Origin of the sequence: Vibrio sp. 1-2 (7-a) (genome assembly GCF_013048515.1) — a bacterium.
Lineage (GTDB): Bacteria > Pseudomonadota > Gammaproteobacteria > Enterobacterales > Vibrionaceae > Vibrio > Vibrio diabolicus.
Genome location: NZ_VHSQ01000001.1, coordinates 1,563,649 through 1,581,728 on the forward strand (window position 1 = coordinate 1,563,649; position 18,080 = coordinate 1,581,728).

Here is an 18,080-nt window from a genome sequence, read left to right on the forward strand (position 1 = left end):
TTACAGCAACCAAGTCTTACTCGCTTTGCTGAGCCGGTTTAGGATTAGTCTCAGACAACTCTGCCTCCGATTCTTTTCTCGCACGTCGATCAAACAATCGCTCAACCACCACAAAGAAGATTGGCACAAAGAATATACCTAAGATCGTCGCACTGATCATGCCACCAAGTACACCAGTACCTACCGCATTTTGACCTGCTGAGCCCACGCCAGAGCTGATAGCAAGCGGTACTACACCTAGACCAAAGGCAAGCGATGTCATAATAATTGGGCGCAGACGAACACGAACGGCATGCAGGGTTGCTTCGATAAGGCCAGCGCCTTTCTCGTAGTAATCTTTCGCAAACTCAACAATCAGAATGGCGTTTTTAGTTGCCAAGCCGACCGTCGTTAATAAGCTCACCTGGAAGAATACATCGTTGTCCATACTTCGCGTCATTACCGCGAGCACAGCACCAAGCACACCAAGAGGCACAACTAACACCACGGCGAAAGGTACTGACCAACTTTCATACAAAGCGGCGAGAACTAAGAATACGACGAGGATAGACAGCGCATATAACATTGGCGCTTGGTTTCCGGAAAGGCGCTCTTCATACGAAATACCATTCCAGTTCACCGTAAAGCCTTCTGGTAATTTTTCTACCATTGCTTCAATTTCTGCCATGGCTTCACCAGTACTGACGCCAGGAGCTGCGCCGCCTTGGATATTCATCGCTGGCAAACCATCAAAACGCTGCAAAAGAGGTGAACCATACGTCCACTCTCCGCTCGCAAAGGCAGAGAAAGGCACCATCTCACCTTTTGAGTTGCGCACGTACCACGAATCGAAGTCTTTTGGCTGCATACGGTATTCCGCATCACTTTGCATCATGACTTTTTTCACTCGACCGCGATCAATATAGTCGTTAATGTACGCTCCGCCCCATGCCGCTGACAGGATTTGGTTGACGTCATTAATGCTAACATCCAGAGCACGCAGTTTAACGTGGTCAATGTTCACTTTGTACATTGGCGCATCTGCTTGGCCGTTCGGACGAACACCGACAAGTTTCGGGTTTTGTGCAGCCATGCCAAGCAGTTGACCTTGCGCAGCGACCAATGCGTCGTGACCTTTGTTCAACGAATCTTGAAGATAGAAATCAAAGCCTGTCGAGTTACCCAATTCTTGAATCGCAGGAGGTGCAAATGCAAACACCAGTGCTTCTTTGATGGTTGAGAAGTACCCCATCGCTCGACCCGTAATGGAAGCTGCATCAGCACCCGGCGCTTCACGCTCTGACCAATCTTTCAGACCGATAAATGCCATCCCCATGTTTTGGCCTTGGCCTGCAAAACTAAAGCCCGCAACGGAGAAGACGGATTTCACGTTGTCTTTCTCATCCACAAGGTAAAAGTCGCGCATTTTCTCAAGTGTTTTTTCCGTCTGCTCTTGCGTTGAGTTAGGCGGCAAAATGGCCATTGAGAATACCGTGCCTTGGTCTTCATCCGGCAAGAATGATGTCGGAAGATTCATAAACAGCCAGCCCGCACCTGCACTCATTGCCAAGAATACAACCAACATACGACCTGTGCGCTTTAGGAGTTTAGCAACGCCGGTTTCATAGCCAGCTGTCATCGCATCAAACTTGCGGTTAAACCAGCCAAAGAAGCCTTTCTTTTCTAGAAGCTCAGCATCGCCTTTTTTCAGTAATGTTGCACATAATGCTGGAGTCAGAATTATCGCCACCAAAACTGAAAGTGTCATCGCCGCCACAATCGTTATCGAGAACTGACGGTAAATAACCCCTGTAGAACCAGACATAAACGCCATAGGGACGAATACCGCAGAAAGCGTCAGACCTACACCAATCAGAGCACCAGTGATCTGCCCCATCGATTTTTTGGTCGCTTCTTTGGGCTCTAACCCATCCTCATGCATCACACGCTCGACGTTTTCCACCACAACGATGGCATCGTCCACCAGCAAACCGATAGCCAGAACCATCGCGAACATGGTTAACGTGTTTACGCTAAATCCAGTCGCGTACAAAATAGCGAAGGTGCCGAGCAGTACGACAGGCACTGCGATCGTTGGAATGATCGTCGCACGGAAGTTCTGCAAGAACAGATACATGATTAAGAACACAAGGAGAATGGCTTCTAATAGCGTTTTAACCACTTCTTGAATCGAGGCTTTGACGAATGGCGTCGTTTCAAATGGGTAAGCAATCTGCAACCCTTCTGGGAACGTAGCACTCAGTTGGTCTAAGCGCTCTTTTACCGCATTGGCTGTCTCAAGCGCGTTTGCGCCAGTACCTAATGAAATACCTAAACCCGATGCTGGGAAGCCATTATATTGGCCTCGAATATCATAACTTTCTGCACCACGTTCAACACGAGCAACATCTTTCAAATAAACATTAGAACCACTGGCGTCAGACTTAAGAATGATGTCTTGGAACTCTTCCACACTGCTCAAACGACTTGCAGACGAAATCGTTGCATTCAACAGCTGGCCTTCCTGCGCAGGTGCTGCACCAAGTTGACCTGAAGAAACTTGCGCGTTCTGTTCACTGATAGCATTTGCTACATCGATTGCGGTCAAGTTGAACTGCGTAAGCTTAAATGGATCCAGCCAAACTCGCATCGCATACTGCGCACCAAACGCCTGCACTTGTCCTACGCCAGTTACACGACTTATCGGGTCTTGAATATTCGTTACAACAAAGTCACCGATATCGTTTTCTGTAAAGTCAGGATCTTCAGAATAAACTGCCACCACCATGAGAAACGCCGTATTGGATTTATTCACGACGATACCTTGGTTTTGTACTTCCATCGGCAATGATGTCAATGCCAATTGCAGTTTGTTCTGCACCTGTACTTGCGCGATATCAGGATCAGCTTCGCTATCAAACGTCAGGGTAATTGTCGCATTACCGAATGCATCACTGCTCGATGATAGGTAGCGAAGATAATCTAATCCCGTCATATTTTGCTCGATAACCTGCGTTACCGAGTCTTCAACGGTTTTCGCTGATGCACCTGGATAACGTGCACTGATGGTGATCGTTGTCGGTGAAATCGTTGGGTATTGCGAGACGGGTAAATTGAATAATGACATTACCCCCGCCAACATCGTTAGAATCGCGAGAACCCAAGCAAATACCGGACGATCGATAAAAAATCGTGCCATGATTACTCCTGTTCACCGTTTTGGATAGTTACAGGGCTGCCTGGACCTACCTTTTGTAACCCAGCAGTAATGACTTTATCGCCCGCTTTCAAACCATCAATAATACGCCATTGATTATTGATCGCTTCGGCTGTCTTCACTGGTCTCGCTTCCACTTTGTTTTCACCATTCACCATCATCACTGTCGCTTTGCCTGTCGCATCGCGAGAAACGGTATTTTGTGGTATCAGAATCGCGTCAGGGTCAACACCAGTAATAACCGTCGCACGAACAAACATTCCTGGTAGTAACAAACCGTCAGGGTTTGGGAATTCAGCACGAAGCGTCACGCTACCCGTACTTTCGTTCACATTGACCTCGGTAAATTTCATCGTGCCTTTATGTTCGTACGTGCTGCCATCTTCAAGCATCAATGTAACTTGCGCAGAGTCATCTTCTTGCATATGACCTTGGGAAAGAGCCGCTTTTAAACGCAGCAGTTGCGCGGATGATTGCACAATATCAACGTTGATAGGATCAAGCTGCTGAATGGTCGCTAATTTGGCTGCTTGGTTAGCCGTAACCAACGCACCAGCCGTCACACTCGATTTACCGATCACACCGCTAATCGGAGCTTTCACTTGCGTGTAATCTAAATTGATTTTTGCCGTATTGATCTTCGCTTTTGCGACTAGGACCTGTGCTTGCGCTTCCTTATATGCTGCTTCTGCTTCATCCAAATCTTGTTGGCTGATGGACTTTTTGGTGATCAAGGTTCTGTAACGCTTCACTGTGGCATGGGTCGATTCTGCCGCTGCTTGAGCTCGGATTAATTCCGCTTCAGCGCTCAGCAAATCCGCTTGAAATGATGAATCATCAATTTGATATAGGGACTGTCCTTGTTCAACAAGGCCCCCTTCAACAAAATTTCGCTCTGAAATAATGCCTGTAACTTGCGGACGAACTTCCGCTTCTTTGAATGCACGGCTACGACCTGGCAACTCGACAGTTAACGCTTGGCGAGTTGGTTCCACCGTTAACACTTCAACTTCGGTTGCGGGCGCAGGACCACTACCTTGGCTCGATCCTTCTTCGCTAGGTTGACATCCAACCACAAAAAGGCTCGACGCAATCAGCAGAGATAGCGTGGTTTTACGTCTCATGAATTTTTCTCTCTTTTACCTACAAGCCTTCAAGATTCCTTGCTAAAAACTTCTAGAATGACTTAATGATGACTAACGGATGTATATCCAGAACAAATTAATTAGGATGATAATTACCCAGTGTTGTACATACAACAAAATTTACAGTTCTATACGCTTACGAAAAACGTTTATGGTAAAGGTGTAATGAAGTTCTCAAATTTGAAGATTTTGGGTTGGAAATCACACTTTCCTGTGAGCAATTGCAATGGTTAAAAAGCAGCAAAAGTGATGATAAAAGCATCATCACGCTGCACAGAGTTTGTCACCGCTGTCTAGGATTATTTGCACCTCTGGTATACAAAGTTAAGTAAAAGAGGAATGTAAATATAGTCGAGCCTTCACAAGTCAGGTTCGACCCTTATCTAAAAAATAACCCGCTAAGAAGCGGGTTATTTCGTCAGTGATACTGCAGTTCTCAAGCTTATACTTTGAACTGACTAACCTGATGATCTAAGCGCTGGGTTTGCTCTGATAACATGGCTAAAGATGCTTGCGCTTGATTTACGATTTCCACAATAGATGTACTGCTATCCGCAATGCCTTGTACGTTGCTATTTACTTCGTCACTTACCGTACTTTGCTGGCTTGCAGCCGTTGCAATGTGTGTGTACATCTCGTTCATACGTGAAATCGCGTTCAAGATTTCAGAAAGGGATTGACTCGCTCTCCCTGCCGATTGAATTGTTTCATCACTGCTATTTTGGCTACCACGCATCACTTCTACGGCTTGTCCCGCACCAGATTGTAGCTTTTCAATCATGGTTTGGATTTCACCCGTACTCTGTTGTGTGCGACTGGCTAACGAGCGAACCTCATCTGCGACAACAGCAAAACCTCGCCCTTGCTCTCCTGCACGAGCCGCTTCAATCGCTGCGTTAAGCGCCAATAAGTTCGTTTGCTCTGCGATACCACGAATGACATCCAATACAGAAGCAATGTTACTCACATCATGATCCAATGTGTTAATGACGTGGCTTGCACTTTCGATTTCACTTGCGAGGCTACGAATTGAGCTAACGGTTTGATCCAAAATAACATTGGTATTGGTAAGTTCATCATTCGCTGTTTGGCTCGCAACCGCAGCTTCGTTAGCGCTATCGCTGACATTTCTGCTGGTGACTTGCATTTCATGCACTGCCGCCGCTACCGCCTCGCTGTCTTTTTGCTGTGAAACGGTCGAATTCGCGATGGTCGTGGTCAACGAGCTAAGATTTTCCATCTCATTACGCAAGGTATTCGAACTTTCAATTACTTGAGAAACTGTCGCTTGGATTTTAGACACAAACTGATTAAACGCGTTCGCTAAATTGCCAATTTCGTCTTGTGTTTTCACATCGATTCGCTGGCTTAAATCACCTTCACCAGAAGCAATTTCTGTCATCGCATTTTTGATATCGTTGATAGGCTTCACGACGGTTTGCAACAACAAAAACGCCATCGCAATAGCGGCCAGAATAACAATCACAATGCCCGCTTCAAGAATTAACTCTGCTCGTGTTGCGGCTGCTGAGATTTCATCTTTCAATAGGCTTTGTTTTTCTTCTATCGCATCTTTTACAACATTAAGTTGCGCTCTTACCTCGATAAACTGATTTTCAAAGGTGTGTTTGTGTTCGTTGTAGTAACCAAGCCATTGTGATTGAGGTAAACGCAACATCGCTTCATAACTCGCCAACCATTTTTCACCTAGGGAGACAAGCTTTCTCACTTCATTACCGTGCGAAGAAGGCATCACGCCAGCTTGCGATAGCTCAATCATTTTCTCCATACGAGGCAGCGCTTTGTATGCGTTGTCTTTATATTCACCGATGTGGTGGTCAATATCGGTTTGAGTATCAGAAAGGGCAACACCTTGGATTGCAGATGTAGCTTGGTAAAGGTCGCGGTAAGCATCCTCAATCGTTAATAAGTTCGGCACTATCTGTTCGTTAAGTGTTTCACTCAACTCAGATTGTTTCCAACTTGTCATAACGTTTAATACAGAGCTCACAATAAACAATCCAATAATCAGTGACAGCGGAATCACTATCTTCTGCTTGATCGTTAAGTTCTGGAACATGAATAGACTCTCTTTAATTATGGTATACAAACTGCCAGAAATTATATCAAACAAATAGAGTATCCCATTAGGTAAAAGACTCTATTAAACATGATATCTGATGACTTTTTGACAAGCGTTCTAATTTCAACAATTAATTGATTTTATGGAAAATTTAATAAGGAACGCTCATCACAACATGCGAATAAAAACGCACTACCTGTACGGAAAATGTGTAACAAAAGATGAATAAAAAGGAGGCTTTTTGAAGGGCTTGCCGACTCAATGAGTAATTGAGAATCAATACGATATACAGCTCTGGGATTGAACTTGTCGCGTAATACGAAAAAGCCCCAGCATTTCTGCTAGGGCTCAAATGTGGCGGTGAGTGAGAGATTCGAACTCTCGATTGCTAGCTACCAAGTTTAAAACAATTAAAATCAACCACTTAAAGATATATCACTTTAAAGGTTTGTACCAGTTTTTTGTACAACTAAAGCGTGCTCCAGTAGAAGACTTGAGAGTCCAGATACCAATTGAGGAGCATACTGAGATGGTAGCCACATTTTAAGAACCTCACACTCTTAGGCTTAAGTAACAACGCTAGAATTTAATTGCATAGCGGTACAACTGATAAAATAAGGGGGTGATAAAGTGTCAGATTTAGTTAGCAATACACCTAGAGCAGAAGAGTTTATTATTCACGAACTAGCTTTGCTTGAAGGTGGGAAACATAAAGGGAAACTTAAAGTTGCAGCTAACGCTATGAGCGTCATTCCTTGGGTAGGTGGTGTAATTGCGGCAGGAAATGCAATCCATAATGACAAAGAGCAAGGACAAATAAACCAACTTTATCAGGAGTGGTTGAACACTCATAAAATCAAGATTGAAGCATTATATAAAGACCTGCATGAGTTTTCTGTAAGGGTTGAGGAGTATCAAGAGGAGTTGGACTCAAGGTTGGAGTCAGAAAGCTATTTGTCGTTGGTACGAAAAGCCTTTCGTTCATGGGACCACGCAGAAACAGAAGAGAAGCGTAAGTACATAATGAATTTATTAACAAATGCCGCAACTAGTTCTATTTGCCCCGATGACCAAATACGCCACTTCAACGAATGGATAGACAAGTATAATGAAATTCATTTCATTGTAATTAAGGCTATTGTAAATACAGATGGAATAACAAGAAGACAAATATGGTTGTCTTTTTCTGATAGTGTGCCGCGAGATGACTCTTCTGACGCTGGCTTATTCAGCCTTGTGATTAGAGACCTTAGTACTGGAGGAGTTCTACGACAGTCTAGAAGAAAAAATCACCAAGGCCAGTTTATGAAAGAACAAACTAAAACCAGATCAAACTCAAATACTATGGAATCACCATTTGAAGACACTAAACGATATGAACTTACAGAACTCGGAAGAGAGTTCGTCCACTATACAATGAACGAAGTTATCACAAGATTAGGATAGCGGTGACAAGCACCGCCCTAGTTAAGCTCTTGTGGTCCTAAAGCCCATAGGCTTATTGCGCTCTACTTTCTCTAAGCCTACCTGTTCAAAATTGTCAGACATCTGTTGCCCTTTACTATCAAACCACCTACAAAAGCACTCTTCGTCATCAACTTCTACAACCGTCATTTCAGGACCTCCTGATTTGAGTTTTACAACATCACCTTTACTGAAAGACATTATCGTTTCCTTATGTTTGTTTACTAACGTAAGTAAGCATTGCTCATTCAGCAAAATACTCAACCTGTTTACTATTAAGTGTGATCTACACACTGATACAAATTAGAAGTCGTCGTGCAAAGGATAAACACCATGTATTCAGGAGTACCCATTAGGTATACCCAAACGACTACGGTCAAACCTTGATCAAACAGTACCCATTAGGGTTGAATTAAAATTGTGACCACAATAAAATTTCTAACATCTTAGAGTTAAACGGGTACACCTAATGGCACACATAGCTTATCTGCGAGTTTCGACCACAGACCAAAATACAGACCGTCAACTTACAGATTCTGGTATCACCTTTGATAAGAGCTTTACAGATAAATGCAGTGGTGGCTCAACTAAACGACCAGCATTAGAAGCTCTTAAAGGCTACGTTCGAGAAGGAGATACAATCCACGTTCATAGCATCGACCGCCTAGCTCGTAATTTGGTTGATTTGAAGCAACTAATAAACGACTGGACTAGCCAAGGTGTTAGCGTGAGATTCCACAAGGAAAACCTAAGCTTTAATGCTGGTGGAAGTGATCATATGTCTGAGCTCATGCTGAACATGCTAGGAGCTGTAGCTCAATTCGAGTTAGCAATGATTCAGGAAAGACGTCAGGAAGGCATTGAGAAAGCTAAAGCAGCAGGGAAATATAAAGGTAGACCAACTAACACAACTAACCACCAGCGTATCGCTGAGCTACGCTCACAAGGTTTTTCCTTGAGAAAGATTGCCTCCGAAATAGGAGTCTCCTTATCCACAGTCCAAAGAGCCTTAGCAAAGACTTAGTACACCGTAATTACCAAAAAAATGAAGTTTTATAAATCCCGTTTTGTGTGTGCGTAACGGTACGCCGCAATCGTATTCGATATGTATTACCCCGAACCCTCCCCCCCTCCTAGGGTTCCAATCAAACCAAAAAGAGAAACATTAATAATTAATCATTGACCTACAGGTACATAACACACTATGAATCAATTCATGGCAGATAGCAGATTTGCGTATTTAGACCCTCGAACTCTCATACTCGATCCCGCGATGCAAGCCCGTGACGTTGAACTCATAAAAGACAAACGAGAACGTTCAGCGCAAGAGATTAAGCAAGAGAGCCAAAGTAAGGAGATTCTTGAAGACCTTCGTAATGGACAGCCTATAAGGCAACCTATCACTGTTTTTGTGATTGATGACAAGTATTACGTAGTGGATGGTTTCCACCGCACTGGAGCTTGTTTGAAGTACCTTGAAGAAAACCCCGATGCTGAATTGATGATTAACTCGTTGATCATAGAAAACCGTACCTACGCTGAGGCATTCTCAGCAGCCCAAGATGTCAACCAAGCACATGGGGTTGGAGTTACTAAAGATGAAGCAACGCAAGCTAAGTTTCGCAAGCTAATTGTTAACCGAGAGTTTGACCTAAGCGTCTCTCAAATAGAGGAGCTTGTTGGGTGTAGCCGTGGTCAAGCTGGACACATCGCTAACGGCTTAAAAGCTTGCAAAGAAGCATTAGGGAATGACATCGAGATGAACGACTTAGAGAGCTTTGTTGAAAACCTCAAGTTTGGCTTGGAGTCACGTTATTACCTACCCCAAAGCTGTTGGGACTCTAAGGGTTTCCCGAAGATTAGACGACTCTCAGATGCTTTTAAGGGTAAGGAGTATGTGCCTGACAAAGATGATGAGCAGTGGGAGCAAAAGCAAATTAAAGACGTCTCAAAGAGCATCAGCCGCCTCGTTGAGTTCTTTGGAGAGGATATCTTCAGGGAAGGCTTAAGGAAGTTCACTAGGGGCTCTCAACTAGGTATCTCGATATCTCAACGGAGTAAGTGGCTGGAAAAAGCTGGGACTATCGAAGGAAGTATTCAAGATAAAAATAGTGGAAATAAAGCCCCTAACGTAACAGAAAACTACGAGTTATAGAAATGACATTGTGAGCTCGTAAGCCTTATACCACAAGGCCTACGGGCTAATTCAAACCAAAGTGTACACGTGTGTACAGTGGGGAGACTTTAGGTGTACACAACAGTGTAAAGACATTAACGAAAAACTACCAAAGACGTGGGACAGCCAACCTAGGCAAACAGTCTATTGCTTTCTTCTTAGCCTTCATATCAACCGTACCGTATGCTGCTCCGATATTAGCCGGAGCGTGACCAGTGATAGCATCACTAACAGAATCAACTACTCCTAGACCACGCAAAGCTGTTCTCAAAGAGTGCCTAAACGAGTGTGATGGCTGCTTGGTGATGCCCAACCTCTTGACCTGTTTACTCCACCACTTACCAATAGCACCAGACCTTTTACCGTGTTTGTTTGGCTTGTGCTCAGGGAATAGAAACTCTCCACAGGACGCCACATAATCCCAAAAACCCAAATCAATGAGATGATCATGAATCGGCACTTGTCGAACTGACTTAACGTTTTTTACGTTCTGCTCTTCACCCTCACGAACATAAATAAAGTGAATACCTTCGTCTGATCGTTGTATATCTGAACTTCTAAGTTGAACCATTTCTTCAATCCGAGAACCCGTATATCTGCATAGAAGAGGCACCCAATAACAAGCCATGCCATAAGGCTTACTAGCAGTCACATCCGTGAATATATCTAGCTTAAACAACTGATTGATCTCGCTAGGAGTAAACCCTTTAGCTTCAGCTACCGCAGACTTATTCTGTACTTTAGGAAGTGTTACGCCTTTGTATGGGTTGACGTCTATCAAACCAAGCTCAACAGCATAGCCAAATACAGGAGAAGTCTTTCTGAGAATAGTCTTAACGGTTGAAGGAGCGATTGTTTCAAGCCCTTTTGTTTTAACAAGCTCAAGCTGCTCAGGCACTGATTTATTTCTAATCTCTTTGGATTTAGATTTAGGCAATTGTAATAAGGTATCTTTGTACTTTGAGATATGACCTCTGGTTACATCAGCAACGTCTAGATCCCCTATTATCTCAATAAGACGCTCTATCTGTGACTCAACCTCTGCCAAGGATTGAGAAGCTTTGCCATTAATAGATGCAGACTCAAGGTAACGCTTCAATAGACTCGAAATGGAGTTCTGAGATGGTTTCAAAGCCCTAGACGGTATCTTATCAGGCCTAGGTACTGAAATGGGCTCACTAGCGATTGAACTGGTTACTGGCTCATACCCAAAGTCTCGCTTGTGACGAGCCAAGCAGAGAGACTCAACTCGACGGGCGTAATCGTAAAAGGCACAGACCAAACGTCTATATGAAGCGCTTGTCTCACATACAACTAAACCTTCTATCTTTAGCTGCTCCTCAATGAAGTCTTTAAAACCTTCCAAAAGCTCTTGGTATTCCTCTTCAGTAGCTTTTGACGCATCTAAACCACTAAACTCAAATGTGTCAGACAAGCCGAATACGTGGAGACGCTTATCGCCCTCAACGCCATACCATTCATATCGAAGATAGCAATCATAGTTACCATTACCATCAACCTCATCTTTGACACGCAGATACCAACGCTCAGCAATGATCGCGCAATCACGGACATTAAGCTCAATATCAGATGAATTAGATAGCTTTAAATTAGCGAAGTCGATTTGCTTGAGCGCATCATCAAGATGCTGAGGAAATCGCTGCTTTGCTTCAGAAAGGTTTTTCGTTTGAAGAGATTTCTTGAAGACTGTCTTACCGATTATAGGAACCAGCTTTTTTGGGACAGCCATTCTAAAGTAGTAAACACCAGTTTGAGGATGCTTATAAGGACTTGCCATGATGTTCGACATTGTACCTACTCTTTGTACCAGTAGGCAGCTTACATTAAAACACCAAACCCCTGTATTATAAGAAGTTCTTACACTACAAGGGCTTATAGAATGTGGCGGTGAGTGAGAGATTCGAACTCTCGATACGTTGCCGTATACACACTTTCCAGGCGTGCTCCTTCAGCCACTCGGACAACTCACCGAATCAATTTTTGGTTAGCATCATTTGCTAACGAGGCGCTAATTTAATGATTATGTGCCTGATGGTCAAGGCTAAACATAAAAAAAAGCGCCCTTTTCCACTCGATTGCTCACTAAGTAACTAAATTGAGCAAAACTGGGTCATTTAGATACTTTGAGAATAACCGGGAACACGGAACCAACGGCGGCACATGTCCAAGAAGTACCCATACAACACACCCATACCGCAAGAAATAATGGCGTTACTTGTCACCGCGGTCACTATTTGGTCTGTAGACGCACCAACTGCGAATAAAATTCCTGCATAAACTGGAGACTGAAAAAGCACATAAGCGACCAGATCAGATACGTTTTTCATAAATGAAGACGGCGATACCTTTTTGCCCTGACGTAGCACCCAATCACGAAAAACGCCATACGGCCAAGCAATAGCAATATTCACTGGAATAGATAGTGTACGTGATGCTAAAGATTGCTCAAACGTCATCCCTGAAATCAAAATCTCGACAATCATCCCTGTGATAAAGCAAAAAACAACCATAGCAAAGGTATCCGCTGCGGCGTGACGAATACAAAATGGTCCGCGAGACTTCATTAACCAACCCCTAAAATTAAATACCACTAACAATAAACAAAATAAAACTATCAACCATCAAACAAATACATGACCAGTTAATAAGGCAATTAAACCACATAAAAAGCAGCGTATGGCACTGTATTTGAAATCAAGTTGTAAATTTATAACCATTTTTTAAAATGAAAGTGGTTTTTTTCACCAACAACAACTAAAAACGCCTAAAATGACGTAAAAATGGTAGAAAAATACGGATTTAACTTACACAAAAAGTGGGATAAGTGATTGTTTGGATGGAGGGTTAGGATAAAGTTCGGGGAATAAACGATCATTCTAATAACTTATGCTACTGAGTTGTAAAAATTCAGAGTATTCCCGATGTGAGCGCAACTGAGAGCCGCACCGTTTCTCTTATGACAGAATCCAACAGCAGCGCTAAGCTCATTGAAAGTAAGGAAAAAATAGACGATTCAGCCAAAGGTTAGGTATGAAGAGTAAAGACAATTCATGATTGCGTTGAATCGCGCTATATGGATTAAGCTATGATGATGCGAGCAAGAGCGTTAATGTATCGATATCATCTTGGTTTGGAGACTGCTGACGCTTTAAGTTACGCCTTATTCGCTCGGCAACTAAAGAAACGTCTTTATTAGCATCTGGAGTGACTTGAGCAATAATCGCTGAAATAGCCTCTAGCGCTTCGTTGAGATGACCATTATCTAGAGCAACATAGAAGTTTAGTAGCCACTTTTCCGCATCAAGGATATTCGTTGTATTATCGCCAAAGTCCGACTGGTATTGGTATAACCGTGCTGCATGGAGATATAACGCATCATTTAATTCAGACTCCACAATTGGTTTCGCAATTATGTGGTCAGCTCCTACATTTATCATGCGCTCTTGTGTTTCTTTGAATACATCCGCTGTGCAGCCAAAGATCAGTACCGACTTTACAGGCGAACTCATCGCTCGAATGGCTGATATCGCCCCAACACCATCAAGAACAGGCATATGATTGTCCATTAATATCAAATCAAATGACTGAACGGCCACCTCATCGACGGCAAGCTGACCATTTTCAACACTTGTGCACTCAAAGCCTTTGGCTCTTAGGAAAGTTTCCATAATGATCGCATTTGTTCGGTTGTCTTCGACAATGAGCGCTTTCAAACCTTTGCAATTCAGCTTATGTGCATTGACTGCTTCCACTTTCCCAGGCTCACAAGGCGTAAGCGCGATCTCGACGGTAAAGGTTGTCCCGACATTCTCTTGACTCTGCACAATCACATACCCTCCCATATGCTCGGCAATTTCTTTTACTATCGCCAAACCAAGCCCTGTACCACCAAACCGCCTAGTCGTCGAGGACTCCGCTTGTTCAAAAGGACGGAAAATGCGTTTTTGCGCTTCTTGAGAAATACCGATACCGGTATCTTTCACCGCGAGAATAAACTTGGTACCTGCCTTGCTCGATTTCTCGGTCAGCTCTACCTCTACGATGCCTCGGTCGGTGAACTTGACAGCGTTGTTTAGTAGGTTAAACAATACTTGGCGCAGACGGGCTTTGTCATTGTTGTACCAGCGCCCTGTTGGTAAATGAGACACGACTCTAAAACGAAGGCCTTTTTCTGCACATAGTGTTTGATAAACACTTTTTATGCTGCCGATGATCGACTCAATTGGGAAAGGCGTATTTTCGAATTCAACATGCCCTTGCTCAATTTTTGAGTAATCTAAAATCTCATTAAGTAACGTCATCATATGATCACCTGAGTCATAAAGTGTTCTCAGGTGCTTACGTTGATCATCGGTGAGTGGTGTTTTTAACAATATCTGAGCGGTTCCTAATACACCGTTCATTGGCGTACGAATCTCATGGGATAATGTGGCTAAAAATGCCGTTTTAGCGTTCGTCGAAGCCTGGGCTTTTATTCTCTCTTGCTCTAGATAGATGGTTTTTTCATTGAACTTCTCGATGAGCTGTCCAATTTCATCTTCGCTATCGTAATCAATGTCTATGATCCCGCCAGTTTTCGAGTCATCAATCTTAGCGGCAATACGGACAATCGGTTCGACAATGTAACGATTCAGCAAGTAATACCCGACCAGTACACACAAGAGTAAGAATGGAATGATCCTCCCCTCAACACTCATGACTTGTTCAAACACTTGATCGGCTACTTTAGCTTTCGCGTTGACAACTTCCATACGCCAATCGAATTCTCCAAAATCAAGCTCACTGACATAAATTTCGTCTGTTAGTTGGAAGTTGTGCTCAATAATCACGTTCGATTCAGCATCGCGAACCACCACACCTAAAGAATGCAGGTTCGTGTGCTCTCGAATAAACTGAAAAAGTGCATCAAGTGATAAGTCTACCGTTACAACGCCAGCGAATTGACCGTTTTGATAATATGGGGAAGACGCAGTAATCATCTGAACCTGAGTAAAAGTGTCGATATAAACCGTAGACCAACTCACAGAACCAACTGGCGCGTCAGCTGCTGCCTTATACCATGGTTCATTATCATAGCCGCCAGATTCAGGATTATTGTAGGAGTGAATTTGGTCAATACCGCCATCACTGTTTTTATTGAAGAATAGGCTTTTATATCGCCATTGTTCAGCTTTGAGTTCTGGTTTAGGCCATACGCCACCACTGACGAGCATCTCATCACTCAATTGGAGAATATGCGGAATTATCGTGTTGAGAGATTGAATTTTTTCAGTCCCCTGGGCGAGTCCTGCTAGGCTGCTCAATACACCAGTAGAGCTAAGGAGAGGCTCTTTAATCTCTAGTGCAAGCAGTTGGGTGCGTAACTCTAGGTTTTGCTCTAGCTTTTGCCTAACCGGAGGCTCGACAACCAAATAGGCAACAGAACCAATCGTTGCGATAAAGAAACACAGGTACAGTGTCAAGGCGAGAATGCTTTTTTTTCTAAGTGATGAGCGAATTTCCATAGATGTCTGTGAATCATTCCCTAATATCGATTTATCACAAATTGATTGGTAAGATGAGCGTAATCAACCAGCCCATTAACAAATGGTATTCTATTTTGAAACTACAAGACATCCTTTCTCTCCCAGAACTTGACGGTAAACTACTAAACCTAGCAAAAACTCAAGGCTTTGTAACAGCGATGGCTGCTGCGCCAAACGTATTAATGCCTCAAGAGTGGTTGCCATTCTTATGGGGTGGTGAAGAAACAGCGCCATTTACTGACGGTGAGCAATTAGAGCAATACATTGATGAGATTGTACAAATGTGGAACCAAACTCGTCCTGCTCTTCTAGAAGGATCTTGGCAGTGGCCTGAAGGATGCGCGTTAGATGAACAAGATATTGTAACAAGCCAGACCCGTGATTTCTGTGAAGGTGTATTACAAGGTTGGCAACTTGCTCGTGATGACTGGGAAACGCTAATGCCAGAGGACAGCGAAGATAATGCTCTGCTCGGCGGTGTTTTGCTTTCTCTTACGATGCTTTACGATCCAGAAACGACCATTGAAACGTTGGCAGAACAAGGCATGGAAGGCTTAGAACAGTTTGAAGAGATCTTCAATGCCATGCCAGTGATGCTATGTGGTCTTACTCAGCGCGGTGTTGCATTAGCTGAAGAACAATAAGACACAACGCTGTCGACCATCAAGATTGAACCGCAGAATAGACAAAAGCTCTCTGGATGGAGAGCTTTTTTGATCATGTTAAAATCACATGTGGAATATATCGCGCCATATCTTGCGTGACTAAGCTAGTGTCTTCCCGAATCGAAATCCCAGCGGCTCTATCGTTGACTAACCAGCTGCCAATTAATGTATGGCTTTGCCCAAACTTGGGTAACGGATGATACTGCTGGACGATATTGAATTTAGATTCATAAGGCCCTGCTGTTTTGAGTATGCGTTTCCCACCTTTGACGATCTCAATATTCGCGCCTTCTCGAGAGAATAGTGGTTTGATTACATAGTCTTTCAAAGTGTTCGCTTTTGAATCGTTAGCAAAATAGGCAGGTAAAAGATTAGGATGATTCGGAAAGCGCTCCCACAATAACGGTAAAAGTGCTTTGTTGGATAGAATCGACTTCCACATGGGTTCTAACCAATTCACTTTCGCGGTCGCTAGGTATTTCGCATATTCCTCTTCAAACATAAACTCCCACGGATAAAGCTTGAACATCCAACGAATCGCTCTGTCATCTGCATCCACGAACTGACCATCTTCCGTCGCACCAATATCTTCGACATAAACAAACGCCGTCGCTAACCCAGCTTCGCGCGCGCAATCTTCTAAATACTGGACAGTCCCTTTATCTTCTTCAGTGTATTTGCAGCAGCTAAAGTGAAGGGTTTGCCCGGGTTGATATTTGGCTATCTCGGAAAAACGCTCAATCAAAAAGTCTTGAAGAATGTTGAATTGATCCGCGCTCTGGTGAATTAGACCTTTATTTACAACATCCTCTAACCACACCCACTGCCAAAAACCCGTTTCAAACAGGCTGGTCGGCGTATCCGCATTGTTTTCCAGTAACTTAGCTGGCGAAGTTCCGTTGTATGCAAAATCCAGACGCGAATAGAGCGAGGGTTCATTTCGGTGCCACGAAGAAGCGACCTGCTCCCACATAAATTCAGGGATCGCACATTGCGTCAGCAACCGCTCACTCCGAACTACTTCATCCACAATAGCCAGACACATCTGATGCAGCTCTTCAGTGGGCGCTTCAATATCGTTCTCTATTTGCTCAAGCGTGAATTGATAGTAAGCACTCTCATCCCAATACGGTTGGTCATACATGGAATGGAAGCCAAAACCAAACTGGCGTGCTAACTCACGCCAGTTTTCTCGTTCTTGTATTTCTCGTCGAAACATAGTGCTTATTAACCGCCTCGGCTGACCGATACCGCTTTACCAAACCCGCCTCGAGACATCGCTCTACCAATAGTTCCGCCACCACGTTTATTTAGGTTACTGGTCGCAACCTTCGTCGGCTGATTACGATAGGAACCAAAAAATTGTCCGGCACCATTATAGAATTTGGATTTATAGCGATACATTGGTTCAGAGTAATAGCTCTTGTTGTAACCTTTCAAACCGCTCAGTGCGCGACTATAAAAGAAGCCCCCAAAGTGAGGCACATAAGCTCGGGAACTGGAACTGTAGTAACAATCGTCTTCGTAAAAATCATTTTCACATTCGAACTCATTGTTGTAGCGAGGGGCATTTCGTTCGGCGCGAGCCAAAGCTTCTTGATAAGCAATGTCACACTGCTCACTGAACTCTGGCGAGTTTGATTTGCATTCATCAGCGTCAGAAAAAATGTAGCCCTCGGTTTTCGATTCTTGTGTCGCAAAGAAGAAAATACCGCCAAAAGCAGCAAAGGGAATAATTTTCCCAAGCTTTAAACTTTTGTCCATGGAAGAACGTTTAACGTTAGAACTCCGCTTCATCGTTCCTC

At 43.6% G+C, this 18,080-nt stretch carries 13 protein-coding genes and 2 tRNA genes; 4 read left to right on the forward strand and 11 right to left on the reverse strand.

The window, feature by feature from the left end; translation table 11 throughout:
* Positions 1-16: 16 nt before the first annotated feature.
* The 4 genes from FKN08_RS07060 to FKN08_RS07075 form a co-directional block, all read right to left on the reverse strand.
* Entirely contained in the window at positions 17-3,178 is a 3,162-nt protein-coding gene (locus tag FKN08_RS07060) for an efflux RND transporter permease subunit (protein WP_046874752.1), read from the reverse strand.
* Positions 3,179-3,180: 2 nt separating this feature from the next.
* Positions 3,181-4,320 (reverse strand): efflux RND transporter periplasmic adaptor subunit, encoded by a 1,140-nt coding sequence (locus tag FKN08_RS07065; protein WP_005390787.1) that lies wholly within the window; start codon positions 4,318-4,320, stop codon positions 3,181-3,183.
* 463 nt (positions 4,321-4,783) lie between these two features.
* Entirely contained in the window at positions 4,784-6,421 is a 1,638-nt protein-coding gene (locus FKN08_RS07070; protein ID WP_170891638.1) for a methyl-accepting chemotaxis protein, read from the reverse strand.
* Positions 6,422-6,779: 358 nt separating this feature from the next.
* Positions 6,780-6,897: transfer RNA gene (locus FKN08_RS07075), tRNA-OTHER, on the reverse strand.
* A 157-nt stretch (positions 6,898-7,054) separates the two neighbouring features.
* Between FKN08_RS07075 and FKN08_RS07080 the strand changes: the two genes are divergently transcribed.
* A complete protein-coding gene (locus tag FKN08_RS07080; protein ID WP_139059958.1) occupies positions 7,055-7,870 on the forward strand; it encodes a hypothetical protein in 816 nt (271 codons plus the stop codon).
* A 21-nt stretch (positions 7,871-7,891) separates the two neighbouring features.
* On the opposite strand, the gene FKN08_RS07085 is transcribed toward FKN08_RS07080, so the two are convergent.
* Entirely contained in the window at positions 7,892-8,089 is a 198-nt protein-coding gene (locus FKN08_RS07085) for a DUF2158 domain-containing protein (RefSeq protein ID WP_139059957.1), read from the reverse strand.
* 268 nt (positions 8,090-8,357) lie between these two features.
* Between FKN08_RS07085 and FKN08_RS07090 the strand changes: the two genes are divergently transcribed.
* Entirely contained in the window at positions 8,358-8,912 is a 555-nt protein-coding gene (locus FKN08_RS07090) for a recombinase family protein (RefSeq protein ID WP_170891639.1), read from the forward strand.
* A 192-nt stretch (positions 8,913-9,104) separates the two neighbouring features.
* Positions 9,105-10,043 carry a hypothetical protein gene (locus tag FKN08_RS07095; protein WP_233267817.1) on the forward strand — a complete coding sequence of 313 codons (939 nt, stop codon included), beginning with the start codon at positions 9,105-9,107 and terminating at the stop codon, positions 10,041-10,043.
* 127 nt (positions 10,044-10,170) lie between these two features.
* On the opposite strand, the gene FKN08_RS07100 is transcribed toward FKN08_RS07095, so the two are convergent.
* From FKN08_RS07100 to FKN08_RS07115, 4 genes are all read right to left on the reverse strand, one after another.
* Positions 10,171-11,874 carry a site-specific integrase gene (locus FKN08_RS07100; protein ID WP_170891640.1) on the reverse strand — a complete coding sequence of 568 codons (1,704 nt, stop codon included), beginning with the start codon at positions 11,872-11,874 and terminating at the stop codon, positions 10,171-10,173.
* Positions 11,875-11,967: 93 nt separating this feature from the next.
* A tRNA-Ser gene (locus tag FKN08_RS07105) sits at positions 11,968-12,055 on the reverse strand.
* 144 nt (positions 12,056-12,199) lie between these two features.
* Positions 12,200-12,649, reverse strand: coding sequence for an L-alanine exporter AlaE (locus tag FKN08_RS07110; RefSeq protein ID WP_170891641.1), 450 nt, complete (start codon positions 12,647-12,649; stop codon positions 12,200-12,202).
* A gap of 519 nt (positions 12,650-13,168) precedes the next feature.
* Positions 13,169-15,589, reverse strand: coding sequence for a hybrid sensor histidine kinase/response regulator (locus tag FKN08_RS07115; protein WP_170891642.1), 2,421 nt, complete (start codon positions 15,587-15,589; stop codon positions 13,169-13,171).
* A 53-nt stretch (positions 15,590-15,642) separates the two neighbouring features.
* On the opposite strand from FKN08_RS07115, the gene FKN08_RS07120 reads away from it, so the two are divergent.
* Positions 15,643-16,254: a YecA family protein gene (locus FKN08_RS07120; RefSeq protein ID WP_139059953.1), complete on the forward strand. Its 612-nt coding sequence runs from the start codon at positions 15,643-15,645 to the stop codon at positions 16,252-16,254.
* 73 nt (positions 16,255-16,327) lie between these two features.
* On the opposite strand, the gene FKN08_RS07125 is transcribed toward FKN08_RS07120, so the two are convergent.
* Both FKN08_RS07125 and FKN08_RS07130 read right to left on the reverse strand, forming a co-directional pair.
* Positions 16,328-17,494 carry a glutathionylspermidine synthase family protein gene (locus FKN08_RS07125; protein ID WP_139059952.1) on the reverse strand — a complete coding sequence of 389 codons (1,167 nt, stop codon included), beginning with the start codon at positions 17,492-17,494 and terminating at the stop codon, positions 16,328-16,330.
* An 8-nt stretch (positions 17,495-17,502) separates the two neighbouring features.
* Positions 17,503-18,072, reverse strand: coding sequence for a DUF1190 domain-containing protein (locus tag FKN08_RS07130; RefSeq protein WP_005390768.1), 570 nt, complete (start codon positions 18,070-18,072; stop codon positions 17,503-17,505).
* Between the last annotated feature and the right edge of the window lie 8 nt (positions 18,073-18,080).